The 17,692-nt window shown below is 35.3% G+C and carries 19 protein-coding genes; 8 read left to right on the top strand and 11 right to left on the bottom strand.

The window, feature by feature from the left end; all coding sequences use genetic code 11:
- Positions 1-149 precede the first annotated feature (149 nt).
- Together H8R22_RS12225 and H8R22_RS12220 are read left to right on the top strand one after the other, a co-directional pair.
- Positions 150-1,325, top strand: coding sequence for a THUMP domain-containing class I SAM-dependent RNA methyltransferase (locus tag H8R22_RS12225; RefSeq protein WP_187010674.1), 1,176 nt, complete (start codon positions 150-152; stop codon positions 1,323-1,325).
- A gap of 129 nt (positions 1,326-1,454) precedes the next feature.
- On the top strand, positions 1,455-1,691 hold the full coding sequence (locus tag H8R22_RS12220) for a hypothetical protein (RefSeq protein ID WP_187010673.1): 237 nt from the start codon (positions 1,455-1,457) through the stop codon (positions 1,689-1,691).
- Between the two features lie 109 nt (positions 1,692-1,800).
- Here the strand turns inward: H8R22_RS12220 and H8R22_RS12215 are convergent, their stop codons facing one another.
- The 4 genes from H8R22_RS12215 to H8R22_RS12200 form a co-directional block, all read right to left on the bottom strand.
- Complete coding sequence (locus tag H8R22_RS12215) at positions 1,801-2,628, bottom strand: DUF6048 family protein (protein ID WP_187010672.1); 828 nt, start codon at positions 2,626-2,628, stop codon at positions 1,801-1,803.
- Complete coding sequence (locus tag H8R22_RS12210; RefSeq protein WP_187010671.1) at positions 2,600-3,121, bottom strand: DUF6452 family protein; 522 nt, start codon at positions 3,119-3,121, stop codon at positions 2,600-2,602. Before H8R22_RS12210 ends, H8R22_RS12215 begins: the two co-directional genes overlap by 29 nt.
- 114 nt (positions 3,122-3,235) lie before the next feature.
- Positions 3,236-4,648 carry a 23S rRNA (uracil(1939)-C(5))-methyltransferase RlmD gene (gene rlmD, locus H8R22_RS12205; RefSeq protein ID WP_187010670.1) on the bottom strand — a complete coding sequence of 471 codons (1,413 nt, stop codon included), beginning with the start codon at positions 4,646-4,648 and terminating at the stop codon, positions 3,236-3,238.
- A gap of 256 nt (positions 4,649-4,904) precedes the next feature.
- Positions 4,905-5,795, bottom strand: a complete 891-nt coding sequence (locus H8R22_RS12200; RefSeq protein WP_187010669.1) for a hypothetical protein — start codon at positions 5,793-5,795, stop codon at positions 4,905-4,907.
- Positions 5,796-6,163: 368 nt separating this feature from the next.
- Here H8R22_RS12200 and H8R22_RS12195 point away from each other — a divergent pair, with 368 nt between their 5' ends.
- Complete coding sequence (locus H8R22_RS12195; RefSeq protein ID WP_187010668.1) at positions 6,164-6,643, top strand: hypothetical protein; 480 nt, start codon at positions 6,164-6,166, stop codon at positions 6,641-6,643.
- 28 nt (positions 6,644-6,671) lie between these two features.
- Here H8R22_RS12195 and H8R22_RS12190 read toward each other — a convergent pair whose 3' ends face one another.
- Positions 6,672-7,115, bottom strand: coding sequence for a hypothetical protein (locus H8R22_RS12190; RefSeq protein WP_187010667.1), 444 nt, complete (start codon positions 7,113-7,115; stop codon positions 6,672-6,674).
- Between the two features lie 392 nt (positions 7,116-7,507).
- Between H8R22_RS12190 and H8R22_RS12185 the strand changes: the two genes are divergently transcribed.
- Positions 7,508-9,358, top strand: a complete 1,851-nt coding sequence (locus H8R22_RS12185) for a CocE/NonD family hydrolase (RefSeq protein ID WP_187010666.1) — start codon at positions 7,508-7,510, stop codon at positions 9,356-9,358.
- 238 nt (positions 9,359-9,596) lie between these two features.
- Entirely contained in the window at positions 9,597-10,007 is a 411-nt protein-coding gene (locus H8R22_RS12180) for an OsmC family protein (protein ID WP_187010665.1), read from the top strand.
- A gap of 123 nt (positions 10,008-10,130) precedes the next feature.
- Here the strand turns inward: H8R22_RS12180 and H8R22_RS12175 are convergent, their stop codons facing one another.
- The 5 genes from H8R22_RS12175 to H8R22_RS12155 all read right to left on the bottom strand — a co-directional run bounded on the left by H8R22_RS12175 (position 10,131) and on the right by H8R22_RS12155 (position 14,449).
- A complete protein-coding gene (locus tag H8R22_RS12175; protein WP_187010664.1) occupies positions 10,131-11,423 on the bottom strand; it encodes a CPBP family intramembrane glutamic endopeptidase in 1,293 nt (430 codons plus the stop codon).
- A gap of 122 nt (positions 11,424-11,545) precedes the next feature.
- Positions 11,546-11,995 (bottom strand): GNAT family N-acetyltransferase, encoded by a 450-nt coding sequence (locus H8R22_RS12170; RefSeq protein ID WP_187010663.1) that lies wholly within the window; start codon positions 11,993-11,995, stop codon positions 11,546-11,548.
- A complete protein-coding gene (gene cysM, locus H8R22_RS12165) occupies positions 11,996-12,883 on the bottom strand; it encodes a cysteine synthase CysM (protein ID WP_187010662.1) in 888 nt (295 codons plus the stop codon). It abuts the gene before it with no gap.
- A gap of 1 nt (position 12,884) precedes the next feature.
- Positions 12,885-13,676, bottom strand: coding sequence for a serine O-acetyltransferase EpsC (epsC, locus tag H8R22_RS12160; RefSeq protein ID WP_187010661.1), 792 nt, complete (start codon positions 13,674-13,676; stop codon positions 12,885-12,887).
- A gap of 494 nt (positions 13,677-14,170) precedes the next feature.
- Positions 14,171-14,449, bottom strand: a complete 279-nt coding sequence (locus H8R22_RS12155; RefSeq protein WP_187010660.1) for a DUF2752 domain-containing protein — start codon at positions 14,447-14,449, stop codon at positions 14,171-14,173.
- A gap of 103 nt (positions 14,450-14,552) precedes the next feature.
- Between H8R22_RS12155 and H8R22_RS12150 the strand changes: the two genes are divergently transcribed.
- Positions 14,553-14,738, top strand: a complete 186-nt coding sequence (locus H8R22_RS12150) for a hypothetical protein (protein ID WP_187010659.1) — start codon at positions 14,553-14,555, stop codon at positions 14,736-14,738.
- Positions 14,728-15,279: a Smr/MutS family protein gene (locus H8R22_RS12145; protein WP_187010658.1), complete on the top strand. Its 552-nt coding sequence runs from the start codon at positions 14,728-14,730 to the stop codon at positions 15,277-15,279. The genes H8R22_RS12150 and H8R22_RS12145 overlap by 11 nt, the downstream gene beginning before the upstream one ends.
- 86 nt (positions 15,280-15,365) lie before the next feature.
- Here the strand turns inward: H8R22_RS12145 and H8R22_RS12140 are convergent, their stop codons facing one another.
- Positions 15,366-16,316: a hypothetical protein gene (locus H8R22_RS12140; protein ID WP_187010657.1), complete on the bottom strand. Its 951-nt coding sequence runs from the start codon at positions 16,314-16,316 to the stop codon at positions 15,366-15,368.
- 234 nt (positions 16,317-16,550) lie between these two features.
- Here H8R22_RS12140 and H8R22_RS12135 point away from each other — a divergent pair, with 234 nt between their 5' ends.
- Complete coding sequence (locus H8R22_RS12135; protein WP_187010656.1) at positions 16,551-17,675, top strand: cysteine desulfurase family protein; 1,125 nt, start codon at positions 16,551-16,553, stop codon at positions 17,673-17,675.
- Positions 17,676-17,692: the final 17 nt, after the last annotated feature.

Raw genomic sequence — 17,692 nt, 5'->3', positions numbered from 1 at the left:
ATTTATTCTATCCGGCAAATTTAGTGTATTTTTGCAGAAAAATAACTATCAGCTATAGATACAAAATGAATCTAAGTGTGGTGATTTGATTTTTTAAAGCAAATTAAACTAGAAACAGGAATAGGGCTGTTTCAATTGACACAAACAAAATGGAAAATAATTTTAAGATGATTGCCAAAACCTTTTACGGTTTTGAAGAAATATTAGCAAAGGAATTACTAATGCTAGGCGCGCAAGATGTGGAGCAGGGTGTAAGAATGGTGAGTTTTAAGGGTGATAAAGGATTTATGTACAAAGCCAATTTATCGTTGCGCACCGCACTAAAAATATTGAAACCTATCTATTTTTTTAAGGCAAATAATGAACAAGCTTTATATAAAGGAGTAGCCGGTGTGAACTGGTCTAAATACATCAATGCTAACCAAACGTTTGTGATTGATGCTACGGTGCATTCCGATAACTTTAATCATTCCGAGTTTGTATCGCAAAAATGTAAGGATGCGATTGTAGATCAGTTTAGAGAAAGAACGGGACAACGTCCCAGTATTGATAAAGTACACCCTGATTTAAGAATAAACATTCATATTGATAGAGACCAGGTTTCGGTAGCATTAGATACCTCAGGTAACTCGCTTCACCAACGTGGGTATAGAACAGCTACTAATATTGCACCTATAAACGAAGTGTTAGCAGCTGGAGTGTTGTTACTTTCAGGTTGGGACGGACAAGGTGACTTTTTAGATCCTATGTGTGGGTCAGGAACTTTCCTTGCTGAGGCAGCGATGATCGCTTGTAATATCCCAGCTAACATTAACCGCAAAGAGTTTGCTTTTGAGAAATGGCACGATTGGGACAATGAGTTGTTTGATAATATCACCACTAGTTTGTTAAAGAGAGTACGTGAGTTTCATTATACCATCACTGGTTATGACAAAGCACCATCGGCAGTACAGAAAGCGAAGGACAATATTAAAAATGCCAACCTAGACGAATACATAAAGATCGAAGAAAGGAACTTTTTTGATACGGAGAAAACAACCGAAGGGAAACTGCACATGGTTTTTAATCCGCCTTATGATGAGCGTTTAGACATTCACATGGAGGAGTTTTACAAAAGTATAGGTGATACCTTGAAGAAAAATTATCCTGGTACTAACTCTTGGTTTATTACAGGAAATCTAGATGCCTTGAAATTTGTTGGACTTAGACCTTCTAGAAAAATTAAACTATTTAATGCAAGTATCGAAGCACGTTTAGTAAAATACGAAATGTACGAAGGAAGCAAGCGTACCAAGTTTCAAGTGACTGAAGGTGATGCAGAATAATACAATAAGTAGAAATACAAATAAGAGGAAATAAATTAGTCATCGTCGTAGATTAAAAATTCGTTATAGTATAGTCATTATGACTTTGGACAAACGATATTTGACTTAACCGACATTAAAACACATAAAATGACACGATTACAAGTAAGAGCTTTTTTATACCAACTAGGGTGCTTTGCATCATTGTTTATTTTAGCACGTTATTTAGTAGCTAGCTACACTGGTCTAACTGGTTTTTGGGTTCCCTTTATTGCGTTTGTGATAGGTACTTTTTTAGCACCAAAATTCCAAGCCGTAAAAACCAAAGACGGAGAGAAATTATACATGAAATGGGTTTTTGCTAAAGGTGTAAAAGAAATAGGATAGTAATTCACTTTTCATAAAACAGCCTAGTTTAAAACAATTTAGAGAACAATAAAAAAACCGCAAATTCAATTTTGAATTTGCGGTTTTTTGTGTCAAGCGATAAGCAAGATTATTTTTTAGGAGCTTCTTTTTTAGCTATTGGTGCTAGTTTTATTTTCTTTTTATAAATAGGAATAAAATAAGAAACGGTGTAATTAAAACCAACTCCAAAAGTACCATCATAGGTTTTGTTAAATCCAGGGATGTACAAATTATCGAAGTTCTCGGGTTTTTTATTGGTCACTAATTGATTCAATCGCAAGCTAAAACCCATGAATACATTATTAAAAACTTTGGCTTTTATCCCAGCAACTACTTCAATCCAGCTTGCAGACAGCCCTGAATAACTCTCTGTAGAGGGGTAAGCAGGTTTCTCTCCAAAATAAGGATTAGAATTATAAATTTTAAACGAATTTAAATCTTGACTAAAAGTGCTAAAACCGTAACGCATACCTATCGAGATCACGTTTTCCATGTCTAACCAGTTTTCATAAGCGTTGTAATCAAATCCTACTTTAAGGTAGGATCCTTTAGATGTGAAATTTAAACGATCGTCATCAGTGGTTTTGTTTTCATTACCTAATTCGGCCGCCAAAAAATATTTTTTTGTCAATCGGTAGTCGGCTACAATCTCGACACCTTTATAGTTCTTGTCATATATCGCACGAGTCAAGCGAAAAACATCAATTCCTACACGCAAACCGTAGCGATCTGTTTTTACAGGGATACTATCTACTACTGAGCTTGCCGTTTTTACAGCAGCCTTGCTAACCGCAGCTTCAGGAAGAATTCCTTCTGAGTCCGTAGTGTTTTTAGGTGCTGGTTTCTCTTGCGCTGCTGCAGCTAAAAAACAGAAAATCAAGCAAATGCTAAAAAAATATTTCAAGGTGTGTTTCATTTTCGGTTTCTATAGTACTGTTTTTTACTGCAATCGTATTCATCCATTTGCCATCAGCAGTTGCACCATCGGTATGTACAAAAGGCGTTGCTCGATCAAGTAGGTAAGTTGTTTTAAAACCACAAGCTCGTGATACAAATTCGTTTTTTCTAGTATAATTCAGTCGAACGATATCCTCGTTTACCACAGCAGGATTTGCATTGCCAAAATTTAAAATAAAACGAAAGGTAGTGGCATCAACATCTGTTTGTAAAGGAATAGAAACAGTGTTGCCATTAATTAGTGTGCTTCCGCTAAAAGTTATTCCCTCAGTCATTCCTTCGCCTATAATGGTGAGGTCAGTCACGCTTTTAGCTACTGATGCATTATTTACGTCATAAAAACTAATCACTAACCTGGGAGTAGTACTGGTATTAGCATCACAAATATCATCTTTCTCGCAGCTGGAGAAAGTGAAAGCCATAGCTATAACTAGAAGAATTATTTTTTTCATATCAAATATATAGTGAGTAGTAAATAGTGAGAAGTTAATAGTGAGTAGTCAGAAGTTAAAAGTAATTAGTACACAATGGAGACTAATTACTTTTAACTAATTACTAGTAATAATCTATCTCAACTCAAGAAGAACTACATTTTCTACGTGATGCGTTTGCGGAAACATATCTACGGGACGCACGCGAGTTACTTTGTACTTCTCGTCCATCAAAGCTAAGTCTCTAGCTTGCGTAGCCGAGTTACAACTTACGTAAACCACCTTAGCAGGAGCAATTTTCATGATTTGTTCAATCACGTCTTTGTGCATTCCATCTCTTGGTGGATCAGTGATAATTACATCCGGTTGTCCGTGTTGCGCAATAAAAGCGTCGTTGAATACCACTTTCATGTCACCTACATAAAACTCACAATTATCAATAGTATTGCGCACCGCGTTTGCTTTTGCATCTTTTATAGCATCAGGAACACTCTCAACACCTATTACTTTTTTTGCTTTTTTAGAAACAAACTGTGCAATAGTACCAGTTCCAGTATATAAATCATAAACAATTTCTTCACCCGTTAAACCAGCAAAATCTCTAGTGATCTTATATAATTCGTAAGCTTGATCTGAGTTGGTTTGGTAAAATGATTTAGCGTTAATGCTAAATTTTAACCCTTCCATTTCCTCTAGGATGTAATCGCGTCCTTTGTACAACTTAATATCTGTATCATATAAGGTATCATTTGCCTTATTATTTACTACGTATTGTAGCGATGTAATTTGAGGAAATTTCTCGTAAAGGTGATCTAAGATTAACTCTCTGTTGGCTTTGTCGTTTTCAAAAAACTGAATCAACACCATGATCTCGCCAGTCGAAGCTGTACGTAACATCAGGGTTCTCAATAAACCAGAATGTTCTCTTGGATTAAAAAAAGTAAGTCCGTTTGCATTAGCAAAATCACGTACTTCGTTTCTAATCGCATTCGATGGATCTTCTTGTAAATGACATTTATTGATGTCTAGAATTTTATCCCACATTTTCGGGATATGAAAACCTAAAGCATTTCGGTTTCCTAAATCCTCTGTGCTAGCAATTTCTGCTTCGGTCAACCAGCGGCTGTTCGAAAACGAAAATTCCATTTTATTGCGGTAGAAAAACTTTTTTTCTGAACCTAGAATGTCTTCAAATTCAGGTAATTCAATTTTTCCAATACGTTGCAAATGGTTTTTCACCTCGTTTTGTTTAAAAACAAGTTGCTGATCGTAGTTCATATTTTGCCATTTACAACCACCACAAACACCAAAGTGCTCGCAAACAGGTTCTACACGGTACTCTGAGAATTCATGAAAATGAATCGCCTTACCCTCGTAATACGCTTTACGTTTTTTAAATGTTTGTACGTCTACCACATCGCCAGGAACGACATTAGGGATAAACACTACCTTACCATCGGGAGCCTTTGCTACCGAAACGCCTTTTGCACCAGCATCAAGGACTTTTATTTGATGAAAGACAACTTTGTCTGTATTTTTCTTAGCCATGCCGCAAAAATAAGCGTTTGTAAACTTTTATAAATTCAATTTGTGAAATATTTTTAAAAACAACTGTTTTTATTTGGGCCTAATCCTGCTTTTCTCTTCAAATCCTCCTTCATCTAGCGCTGCTAGTAAGTGATTACAGGAGCTTCTTTTAGTCGCTCTCTAATCACAACTAGCAGTTCGCTCGCTTCAGTTCGGGTTTTACGCTGCAATCAGGGGCAGGCGAGTAGTTTTCTTAGCGATTTTCTAACATAAAAATCTAGTTTGCCTCTACAGTACTACTTTTATAGGAGTTATGAATTAGTAAAATAAGAAAACCAAAAATCACGGCACCTACAATTAAAGCATTATTAATGATGCCGTGTGCCGAGAAAGAAAGTTTGATTAATATAGTCGAAATTACAAACCCGGAGTTCCTAATGATTTTATGAAAACTATCAGAGTAGAAAAAAGAAAAGAGTAACAGGATAACATCAATGATTATCAAAAGGATAAAGAAATCTTCAAAGAATATATTGTTGATGTTCTTAAAATTGGCAATATCATTCCACTCATTTTGCTGATTAACGATTATCCAATTTGCAAACGAATAAATAGCAAGAACAAGGACCACTGGAATTAAAATGGTGGCAATCGTTTTTTTCAATTGAATGAATTTAGTTATTTTTAATTGCGTTTTTTCGGCAATTACGCTTTTAGTTTCCTTTTTAGCTTGCTGCTCTAATTTTTTATAAAATTGTTGAATCAAAAAGAACAAGATTATTGCTGAAATGAGGTCGTAGGTAAACTGCAAGTCGTTTTCTGACTGAAACCAGTTGCCTGAAAGTTCCATATAACCAATATCCTTAAATATTCTACGAATCACGATCAGGGTTATAATTTCGTATTGCTTACCTATATAACTAGAAATAGATCGCGGTAAATAAAACACGAGTAAGAACACTTCGTAAACAAGAATAAACGAAAACGGGGTGTAAACTGCTGATATAGGGCTTTTAGTTAGTTTTGAACTTAGGTGAATTAGATCTTGGTGTACCAGAAAAATAATTAGTAAATGCGCTAAAAAACTAACAATAGCGATCCCAATTATGATGCGTTCGAGGCGTTCTCTAAAATTTTCGGATAAGAAATTAGTAATTATTTTCTTCATAGATAAAAAGTGGTATTTAGAGAATTATGAGGATCAATACAAGCATTGATTGATGGAGCAAAATAGTTTTGTAATCATAAACGATACCTTAGACTTGATCAACTCCACAACGCTACCAAAGCTAAGAAAACTATCTTATAATAAACCATTTAACCTACTGTTTTGTTTCTGTAAACTAGAGGTTTAGCGTAATTATTTTTTGAATGCTCATTAGAAGTGCCTATAACTGGAGTAGAGGAATTATTGTTATAAAAAAATGAATATATAAGTTGTGAAAAAGATAAAATGAAGTCCTAATTTTTTGCTAAACCGCCGCTAAATTGACTAATTAAGCTTAAAAGTCCTTAACTTTAAGGAAATCTATAATTATGAAAGCATTAAAAACACTACTAGTTACATCTTTTTTACTATTATTTGGAGGACTAACACAAGCACAAAACGACGGAAGTTCAAAAGTCGATAGCAATATTCCGTTAGTGGTATCCGAAAGTTTTAATTTGATGTATTCAGAGAAAGATCCCGTTTGGTTTTCAAGATACCAAGGCGCCGGCAATCAAAAATTAGTGTACATCGCAAAATTTATTTTTGACAAACGATATTGTCAGGCAATTTATGGAATTAATGGTAATCAAATTGCTTTTGCTGCAACAGTAGAATACAATGAGCTACCAGAAGCTGCTAGAAAATACATGAAACAAAACTATCCTACATTCTCTATTGCCGAAGCGCTTTTAGTAACAGATAGTGATAAGGAGGTCACCTACGAGCTAGGAATTTATATTGATGGTGTGTATGTTATTCAGGTTTTTTCTAGCGGTGGAACATTCTTAAAAAATACTAAGGCGTAATAGGAGTTTACCGTGGAGAGCAAGAAAGTTATAGTTTTCTTGTTCGCTTTAATATCTCATAATTAATTATGGTTAGAAAATAAAAAACGATATCCGCACAAATTTTACCTGCTATAACTCCCGTTAAAGCGTTGCCCGTAAGCAAAGGCAAGGTATACATGCAAAACGGACGTACTAAAAACAAATCTAGAACTACGGGGTACCCAAACTCCAAAAGTAAATTTCGGGCAATAGTCGTTGTCTTTTGCCATACAGTTGTGGTAGCGCTGTCATTGATAGAAAGTTGTTTGTAACTAGCGGTTATGATTACGGCATAAAAAGCGAAGTATTCAGCAAAAGTGATCAGATAAGCTGTAGCAACCGCAGTAAAAAAAACGGCCAACTGAGAACAGAGTAAAGCAGTTGCAGTCGCTGCTAATTCGGCATATTTATAGCGATCAAACCATTCTTTATATCTTGCTCTAGTTAACATTTTTGTTTTTTGGATGCTAAATTACAGTATTGCATTTACTATAGAGAACAGAATGCCATTAAAGCGCTTTTTTGAATAAATCAAAGTTAAATCATACGATCTATTGTATTGGAATCGTTTTTGGCAACTTAGTTCGTTTTGCATTAGGGATAGTAGTGGCATCCTTTATTGTGTCGTTGTTTTAACGAGACAATAAAGATAAAACGGATAGCCCGACCTTATTGCCAAAGTAGTTTGATGTTAGTATTGTGATACCGCGGCAATAAGGAAATGCCCGCATGAACAAAAGCTTTATTTCATAAAAAGTTGAATTAAGAAAATTTAGGAGTAAATCATAAAAATTACAGATAAAGGCAATATATTTACGGGATTATTATTTAGTATTCTGTTTTATGAAAAAATTACTTTATCTATCGCTTTTATTTATTTCGGCGACGCTTATAGCTCAAGAAAATAAACCTAATTATGTTGCCGATAACTACACCAAGAAAGAGGTGCACATAAAAATGAGGGACGGAGCAGAGTTGTTTACCGTAATTTACTCTCCAAAAGATGTTTCTAAAAAATATCCTATCATAATGCAGCGTACACCGTACAACGCAGCTCCTTACGGCGCAAATGATTTTAAGCGTAGCATAAGTCCTAGTGAGACGATGATGAAAGAAGGGTATATTGTAGTGTACCAAGATGTTCGTGGTCGCTGGATGAGCGATGGTTTGTATGATAACATGCGTGCCTTTATTCCAAACAAGAAAACTAAGAAAGATATTGATGAAGCATCAGATACTTACGATACTATTGATTGGTTGGTAAAAAACACACCAAACAATAACGGAAATGTAGGGGTTTGGGGAATCTCATATCCTGGATTTTACTCGACTTATTCTTTATTAAGTAATCACCCTGCTCTGAAAGCGGTATCGCCACAAGCATGTATTAGTGATTTTTTCTTTGATGATTTTCACCACAACGGAGCGTATTTATTGAGTTACTGGAAAGCCACTCCGTTATTTGGTATCCAAAAAACAGAACGCACGACTAAGTCATGGTACCAAATGCCAGAATTAGGAACTAAGGACGATTATCAATTTTTTCTAGATGCAGGACCTTTGTCAAATTTAGATAAGTATTACGGTAAAGACAACGAATTTTGGCAACAGCTAAAAGACCACTCTAGCTATGATGATTTTTGGCAAAAAAGAGGGATTTTACAACACCTAAAAGACATTAAACCTGCGGTTATGACGGTAGGAGGGTTTTTTGATGCCGAAGATTTATACGGACCTTTAAACACATATCAGGCGATTGAAAAAAGTAGTAAAAACTACAATACAATTGTAATGGGGCCATGGAGTCATGGTGATTGGGCGAGAAACTCAGCGAATGCTACTATTGGAAATATCAACTTTGGTGATAGTATTTCTGGTTTTTACCAAAAAAATATTGAAGCAAACTTTTTCCGTCACTTTTTGAAAAACAACGGCAAAGGAGAGAATAAATTACCAGAAGCGTATATGTTTGATACAGGTGCTAAAGAGTGGAAAACCTACGATGCTTGGCCTCCTAAAAATACAGAGAAACAAGATTTTTACTTGCAAGGAAGTAAATTGTCTCGTCAAGGACAACGCAATTTTGCATTTGAAGAATTTGTAAGTGATCCTAAGAAACCAGTTCCTTTTACAGAAGATATCAACCAAAGAGGGATTACACCTAGAAAATACATGACTGATGACCAGCGTTTTGCTGCGCGTCGCCCTGATGTACTCGTTTTTGAAACTTCGGTTTTAGAAGATGATACTACACTTGCCGGAGATATACTTGCAAAATTACAAGTAGCAACTACAGGAACCGATGCGGACTGGGTTGTAAAAGTAATTGATGTTTTTCCTGCTGATGCCCCGGAAAATAAAGAAATGGCTCCTTATCTAAAAATGAGTAATTACCACATGATGGTGAGAAGCGAAGTGATGAGAGGTCGTTTTAGAAATAGTTTTATCACGCCACAAGCTTTTGTTCCAAACGAAAAAACAGCAGTAAATATCAAATTGCAGGATGTGATGCATACCTTTAAGAAAGGGCACAAAATTCAAATCCAAATTCAAAGCACTTGGTTTCCTTTGATCGATTTGAATCCGCAAACGTTTGTAGATAATATTTTCTATGCTAAACCAGAAGATTTTAAAAAACAAACACACCGCGTTTATAACGACTCTACTATCGAGTTTACGGTATTAAAACCATAGTTGTAAACTTAAATAATTATATTTTTTTAGAACCCCAATCGATTTTGATTGGGGTTTTTTTATTTTAGTGCGATAGCCTTATCTGCCATACGATTCGATTTTATATTTTAAGTACAATTACTGTAAATTGCTTGTGGTATAAGTTTGCTTTAATTTTAAATTTTAGTTAAATATTCGGCTTCTATTTAATTCCCTTTTTTTAATTCGTTAAATTTGGATATAATCAAAAAAACTAATTATGAAAAGAAATGCAACCGCAGTATGGAATGGCTCGCTTAAAGAAGGAGCTGGAAAATTAACTACAGAAAGTACGACATTACAAGATACACAGTACTCTTTTGGTTCTCGTTTTGAGACAGGAGTAGGCACAAATCCAGAGGAATTAATTGCAGCAGCACATTCTGGATGCTTTACCATGCAGTTATCTGCTTATATCGGTGAGGCTGGTCATGAAATTGATAGCATCGAAACAAAGTGCGTAGTCGATTTTCAAGATGGTAGCGTGGTAAGTTCTCACTTATCAGTCCACGCCAAAGTGCAAGGGATTAGCGAAGCTGATTTTCAAGAGCTCGTAACCAAGGCAGAGAAAAATTGTCCGATTTCAAAATTACTAAATACTAAAATCAGTTCCGAAGCGGTTTTAGGCTAGTATTTTATCAGTATAGAGTTGAGCTGGAAAACCGGTGCGACTTGAAAGTAAAAGGAGCTTGACAAAACGTCAAGCTCCTTTTTTATATTTATTAAAGGTTGATTTAATTGGTAATCTTAAAGCTTATTTACTTTTCTTAAATAGAATTTGAGAGTGCTCGTAGTTCATTTTACGCTTGGTTAATGTTATTCCGTATTTTGATTGTAGTTGCTCTTTCATCGTTTCAAAATTACCTACTGAAAGAGTAAAGTCATAAATGGCAGTTTCATTTGTTTGATCGATAATTAGATGTTTTCCATCTTGATTTAAAGCAAAGCTAAGTTGCTTAATACCGCAGTTTTTTAGCGTGAGTTTTTCTTTGGTTGTTATAACCTCATTTGCTCTTTGTTCACCGTTTGATTTGTGTTTGGTTAATAAAGTAGGATTTACAACTTCTAGATGCCAGACGGTAGTGGGAAGGATCTTTTTACCTATCGTAAAATCATAACTTTTCATTAACCGCTCTAACGCCATGCTTTTGGTTTTTATGCTATCCTTTGTTTTGTTTTTAAAAATAAAATTGAGTCTAGAATCCAGTTTTTTTGCATCATTGGTGTTCAATAGACTTTCATTTGTTTTTAGTAAGTAAGCGATAGTCGCTTTTAAGCTTGCGTTTTCATATACCAAACTATCGGGATAATTTTTTAAAGAACTATCGTCATGTTTGTCAAAGGTCTCCCGAATTGCAACAACATATTCCTTTGTTTTACTATTAACTTTAACAGCACTTTGCGACATAGCCAACAATCCTAAACCAACAAATACGGCATTATGTAAAGCATGCATAAAAAATCCCATCATAAACCCATAACGAACGCGTAAATAACCGATGATGGAGCCTAGGATGATTTGTGGAGCAACTAAAATTGGCGAAAGCAATAGGATCGTAAGGGAAAACGGGAAATTGAAGAGATGTACAAAGCCAAAAATCAGCGCAGAGAAGTAAAAGATGTATTTGTAACGTTTTGTCCAGAAGGAGCGTAGACTATTGGACGTTTTCTCACGATTGGTAGATCCAGTTAATGAGGCTAGTCCAATAATCGTTGTGAAAACGTAATTGTGCCGGTATCTTAAATACAATCGAAATAATAGTTCTTCGAAAAAAGGGGTTATAATTACAGCGACAAAAAAGAAGACTGCAACAGGCATTGATTGCATCATTTTTAAAACGGAGTGGTCTTTATTATCAACCAGTTCTAGAGACTCAAGTCCTTGTAATAGAATTGAAAAAAGTAGAATAAAAGGAATCTCGATAGCGAGTAACGATAATAAGAGTTTAATTTTTTGTTTTGTAGAAATGGGTTCTCCTGCTTGGTCTATGGGATTTTTTAAAAATAATACAAGATCAGTGTAGGCTAGTTTTATTGTGTGCGTCATAACTATAGAGTTTTAGTGTACTCGTTTCCAAATATATTAAAAAGTAAGATAATATCTATTTTTTTCTACTTTTTTACTCATTTGAATAAACAAAGGCGTTACAAATCGTAACGCCTTTGTTGTTATATTTCTTTTTGAAAACAAACACTATCTTCTATTCCAATGTATTGGCCATAGTTTTCGGTTATTTGAAAGCCATTTTTTAAATATAGCGCTATCGCTTCGGGATACTTTTGTCCAGTTTCAAGGATACAACTTGTAAAATTATGTTGTGCAGCCCATTGCTGTAAACCGATAAGAATTTGAGTTGCAATTCCTTTTCCTCGACCTTCGGGTGTTACATACATTCTTTTAATCTCAGCTATGGAACCTTGGTACGCTTTAAAGGCACCACAACCTATAGCTTGATCTTTATCGTAAGCTACCATAACGTTTTTGATGTCGTCTGTCTTATTAAATTGAGCGTAAAAAGTATGCTCATCGCCATCTCGAACTGCAATATCTTTATCAAGAGCTTCAATCAAATGTATAAAATCGGGATTGTCAGCGTTGGTTTTTAGTATAGTTATCATTTAGTCGAATAAATCAGACGATAAATAACGATCTCCGCGATCGCAAATAATGGCAACAATAACTCCTGATTCCATTTCTTCGGCAAGTTTCATGGCTGTAGCCACTGAACCACCACTACTCATACCTGCAAAAACACCTTCTTCTAATGCTAATCGTTTAGTCATTGCTCGTGCCTCGGCTTCGCTTACTTCTACGATGCGATCCACTTTTGCGGAATCAAAGATTTTAGGGAGATATTCTTGTGGCCACTTTCTAATTCCAGGTATTTGCGAACCGTCACTTGGTTGTGCACCTACGATTTGGATATTTGGGTTTTTCTCTTTCAAATAAGTAGAAGTTCCCATAATCGTACCAGTGGTTCCCATCGCTGCGACAAAATGCGTTACGGTTCCTTCGGTGTCATTCCATATCTCAGGACCTGTAGTTTTATAGTGTGCTTTCCAGTTATCCTCATTGGCAAACTGATTGAGCATAATATAGCCTCCCTCAGCCACTTTTTTATCTGCGTAATCCCTAGAGCCTAAAATCCCTTCTTTGGCTGGTGTAAGGATTACAGTGGCTCCATATGCTCTCATGGTTTGCGTTCGTTCCTTTGTCGAATCCTCTGGAAGGATCAATTCGATTTCTATGTTCATTAGCTGCGCAATCATCGCCAAAGCGATTCCGGTATTTCCGCTGGTCGCTTCGATCAATTTATCACCTTTTTTAATATCGCCACGTTCTAGGGCAGAGGCGATCATATTATAAGCTGCTCTATCTTTGACACTACCTCCAGGATTATTCCCTTCGAGCTTTAAAAGTAATTTTACGTTTTTGTTCTTAACTAAGTTTACAGATTCTACTAATGGCGTATTCCCTATAAGATTCAGAATATTTTGAGGTTTCATATTATTTGATCTCTTTAATTTTAACTTCGGTTGTTGTTGTGTTTAATACCAATGATTTTGGCGGAATCGATTTGGTAACCCAAGCGTTTCCTCCCACGATACTCTTTCGGCCTATCACGGTGGTGCCGCCTAAAATGGTTGCATTGGCATAGATACAAACATCCTCTTCGACCGTTGGATGTCTTTTTTCATTTTTCATGTCCTTGCTTACGCTGAGCGCACCTAAAGTTACTCCTTGGTAGATTTTGACCTTTTTTTCGATAACTGCGGTTTCACCAATAACGATTCCGGTTGCATGATCAATAAAAAACGGAGAGGCAATTTGCGCTCCGGCATGAATATCAGTTCCGGTGATGCGGTGTGCATATTCACTCATTAATCTCGAAAAGAGTAAAAGATCTAAGTTGTACAATTCATGGCTTAACCGATAAATTGCAATGGCATAAAAACCAGGATACGCTAAGTAGACTTCTTCGATACTGTTAGAAGCAGGATCATTTTTAAGAATATAATCGGCATCTTTTTTTAGCTTTTCAAGTACTGATGGGAGTTTATCAAGAAAACTATCCCAATACGAATCACACAACGCATGTGGTTTTTTGCAGGCTATAGCCGATATTTCCTTGAATTGTTTTTCTAACTCATCAATACTTTCTTCTAGCGGAGCATTACTATCAAATAAAGTGTAAAATAGTTTCTCAGTAAAAACTTCTGTTTTTGTTTTGATACTGTAGTTAATCGTCGAATGACTTTTTAATAAGCCAATATTTTTAATAATCAGATCTCTTGTCATGATTATGGGATTGAAATGTTAATAGAAAAAAAATTGTGCGCATTTTTAGTAGTACTCTCACTAAATGGACCAGGGAATTAGGTTTTTTCCATAATTTCATGTGAGAAATCATTCAGAATACTTCTAATATTGGAGCGAAAACAAAGATATTGAACTATTTTGAATAAAGCAGTCAAAAAATAGCTTGAATAGTTGATGATTGTACTAGCGAGCAATACTATTTTTTAAACTAATTGCGATGGAGCTTACTAATTCATTTATGGGATTTGATCGCAAAATTGAGAGAACGCTAACGAAAGTTTTGGTAATATTTCAAAAAGTAGCCTTTTGACAACATAGGATTTCTTTTGAGGATGGGACAGTAGTTCGTAAGTAATACTAGGGGGGAAGTTAGTAGCAGATGAAAAGAATACATTTCCTGAAAAAAAAAGAAAAAAGCATAAAAGGTTTAGGAAAGGATTTTTTTTTTCTTTCGCAGAAATAGAAAAGCAAATTTAATAATGCTTATAAGCATAACCGGCAATCATAAAAACTACATTTATGACTCCAAAAACAAATACAATTTTTTGACTAAAAATACGATTATTGACTAAGTGCAAACCGATAAAAACAAGGAATAAAAGGGAGGGGATAATGGCTGGAAACATTTCAAAAGAACCTCTAAAATCTCCTCTCAAAAGGAGTAGAAGGGAACGCTGAAAACCGCAGCCCAAACACTCTATTCCAAAGAGTGTTTTGCTCAAGCAGGGGATCATGTATTTTTCTAGATTCATGTGTTTTTATCTGGGTGTAATTTACGAAATTATTAGAAAGCTTTTTCGATAAAAATGAAAGACAATTTTAAAAGTGTTACTTTTGAGAATTGAAAATAAGGAAATGAAAAAAATTGTAATTTTAATAATGATCGTCGCCATTGTTGTTGCTTTTTATGAGCAGGTGAGTCCTGATAAAAATGTATATGTGACCGTAATTGCTATAGTGATTTTCATGTACGGCATGATGCGATTAAGTGCAAAAACACCAAGTAAGAACCAAGATAAAGAGGAAGAAGATGTTCAATAAAGGAGATAAAGTTTCAGTATTAGACGAAGCCATAAACGGTGTGGTAATTAGTACCAAAGGGCAGGAGGTTACCATCGAAACTGAGGAGGGTTTTATGATGACATTTTTTGTCAACGAACTACTTAAAGTAAACGATTCCAGTAATTTAATGGATTCTATTAAAAGAATCAATGTAGATGAAATAAAAAAGGAAAAAGCCATCCCAAAACCACGCAGTTTTGTCAAAGAACGTAAGGATAAGCACGAAGTTTCGGCGCCAGAATTCGATTTACATATCGAAAAATTAGTGCCCAATAAACGCGGAATGTCTAATTATGATATTTTGACTTTACAGTCTGAAACGGCAAAACGTCATATCGAATTTGCGATAAGAAACCGTATTCCTAAGATCGTTTTTATTCACGGAGTTGGAGAAGGCGTTTTAAAAGCCGAGCTTGATTTCTTATTAGGTCGGTACGATAATATTGATTTTAAAGAAGCAAATTATCAAAAATATGGTCAAGGTGCTACTGAAGTTTATATCAAACAAAGTAATCGGTAGTACTATTGTAAAGCAAAAAAAAAGCCCTCATTTGAACTAACAAATGAGGGTTTTTTTTATATGGTATTAGGACTGATTTTCTCTTTTTAATTGGTGGTGAAAAGGTCTCCAAAACTATAACTATCTGCTAACAAAAAGCTGTCATTTCCTTTCTTAAACGTGACCTTTTTTAGCACGATAGTATGCCTGAAAGTATTGGGTCCACTAGTAGTGGTAGTGACCTCTATTATGCCACTTGCGGCACTAACTCCAGCAACTGCACTCCACTCTTGATTTACGGTTGGGGTAGTAGGTGTAACAGTATTACAAAAGTAGCTATTTGTTAAAACACCGCCTGAGAATAAACGATACGTTAGGCTGTTTGTAGTGCTTGTTAGTAAACCTGTTCTAGGCGTATTTAAGGGAGTAACTTGATTTGCGATTAAGCTAGGATCAATATTTAACTGCATCGCTTCGCTACTTGTAAAGTTGTAAACCTGATTAGATGTACTACATTTATCTAGTGTTTGATCAAATAAAAAGGGTAGGGTGGTAGCGGTAGTGGTGTAATTTCCAAAAGGAAATGTGGGGTAAGTTTGGTTCCCATTACTTTTTGCAAACGTCACATTGTTAAATGTAATGTTATGGTTGTAACCAGTTATTTTAGTACCATTAGTAGTCGCATTAGTCTCTTTTATAGGAGTCGTGGTAACCACTATTTGTCCATCAGAAGCACTCCATTGATCCGTTACAATTGGTGTAGCAGGTGGGATAGTTGCGCATATGTTATCAGTTGATACAGTTCCATTGTAAAAACGGTACACCACTCTGTTTGTCGTGTTAATATCTAATGTTTTTGTAGTTGTTTCATTGGTAAACGTAGTAGCAGGAATGTCTACTATTAGCGCTTCCTGATCTTTTAACTTGTAAATAATACCATTAGTACAGCTTTCTACTGTTTCTACATCTTCAAAACTAATATTTTCCTGTATTAAATTTCCATCATCGCAACTGTTTATTGCAAAGACGATAATTAATAGACTAATAACTTTTTTCATGTTTTACATATTTGTAACAAAAATAGAATTTTTAAGTTGTTTCAACTGCGGTCTCCTTTAAAAACAGCTATTTTAACAATATATTAATTTTTTTGACCCAAAAAGAATAAAGGTAAGCCTTGCTCTTGTACTCAAGTACAATAGATGAAATGATTATCTTTGCAGTAGAGTAAGAATGGATACAGATCTTAATTGTCTCTTTTTATTTCTTATCTAATTTTTTAATAAACAGTAATGAACAAAGTATATCTCGACAATGCCTCTACTACGGCAGTACATCCCTTGGTTATTGAAGAAATGACAAAAGTTATGTCACATGATTACGGTAATCCTTCGTCTACACACAGTTACGGGCGCAACGCTAAAAGTATTTTAGAATTATCTAGAAAGTCTATTGCGAAGCAATTTAATGTTTCGGCTCAAGAAATTATTTTTACTTCTTGTGGTACAGAGGCCAACAATTGGATTTTGCGATCGGCTGTAGTTGACTTAAAAGTCAAAAGAATCATCACTAGTAAAATTGAACACCATGCAGTTTTAGAGACGGTTCTAGCGTTGCAAAAGGAATATAGTATTCAAGTAGATTTTGTTGCGGTTAAACCAAATGGAGAAATTGACCTGACGAACCTAGTGGAGTTATTAGCTCAGGATGTCAAAACGTTAGTTAGCTTGATGCATGTAAATAATGAAATAGGGACTGTTTTAGACTTAGAAAGAGTTGGAGTGATTTGTAGGGAGCATAATGTCTTGTTTCACTCAGATACGGTACAGTCAATTGGTAAAAAGACTATCGACTTACAAGTTGTTTCTGCTGATTTTATAGTGGCAAGCGCTCATAAGTTCCATGGTCCTAAAGGTGTTGGTTTTGCATTTATTCGAAAAAATTCGGGATTACAGCCCCTTTTTCACGGTGGAGAGCAGGAAAAAGGACTTAGGCCAGGAACCGAGGCTCTACATCAAATTGCCGGAATGGCTAAGGCGCTAACTATCTCTTATGATAATTTAGAACAAGACGAAAAGCATATTTCAAATTTACGTACTTATTTATTAAAGCAACTAGATCAAGAACTTGAAGGCTATCAAATAAACGGGAGTAAAGAGGGTTTTTATACAATGCTCAACGTTCAGTTGCCTTTTACAAATGATAAAACAGCTATGATTTTATTTCATTTAGATATGCAGGGAATTGCTGTTTCCCGTGGTAGCGCCTGTCAGAGTGGTAGTATTAGGCCTTCTCACGTATTGGAACAAATGTTATCAGTGGAAGATCTAAAAAAACCAAGTTTACGCATCTCATTTAGTCAATTTAACACTAAAAATGATGTTGATCTTTTAATAGCCGCCTTGAAGAAAATTTAAGTTAATGGCTAGTGTTT

The sequence above is a fragment of the Flavobacterium kayseriense genome (assembly GCF_014305095.1).
GTDB classification, from domain to species: Bacteria; Bacteroidota; Bacteroidia; order Flavobacteriales; family Flavobacteriaceae; genus Flavobacterium; species Flavobacterium kayseriense.
The sequence above is the reverse complement of the archived record's forward strand: the minus strand, read 5'-3'. Positions and strand labels throughout refer to the sequence as shown.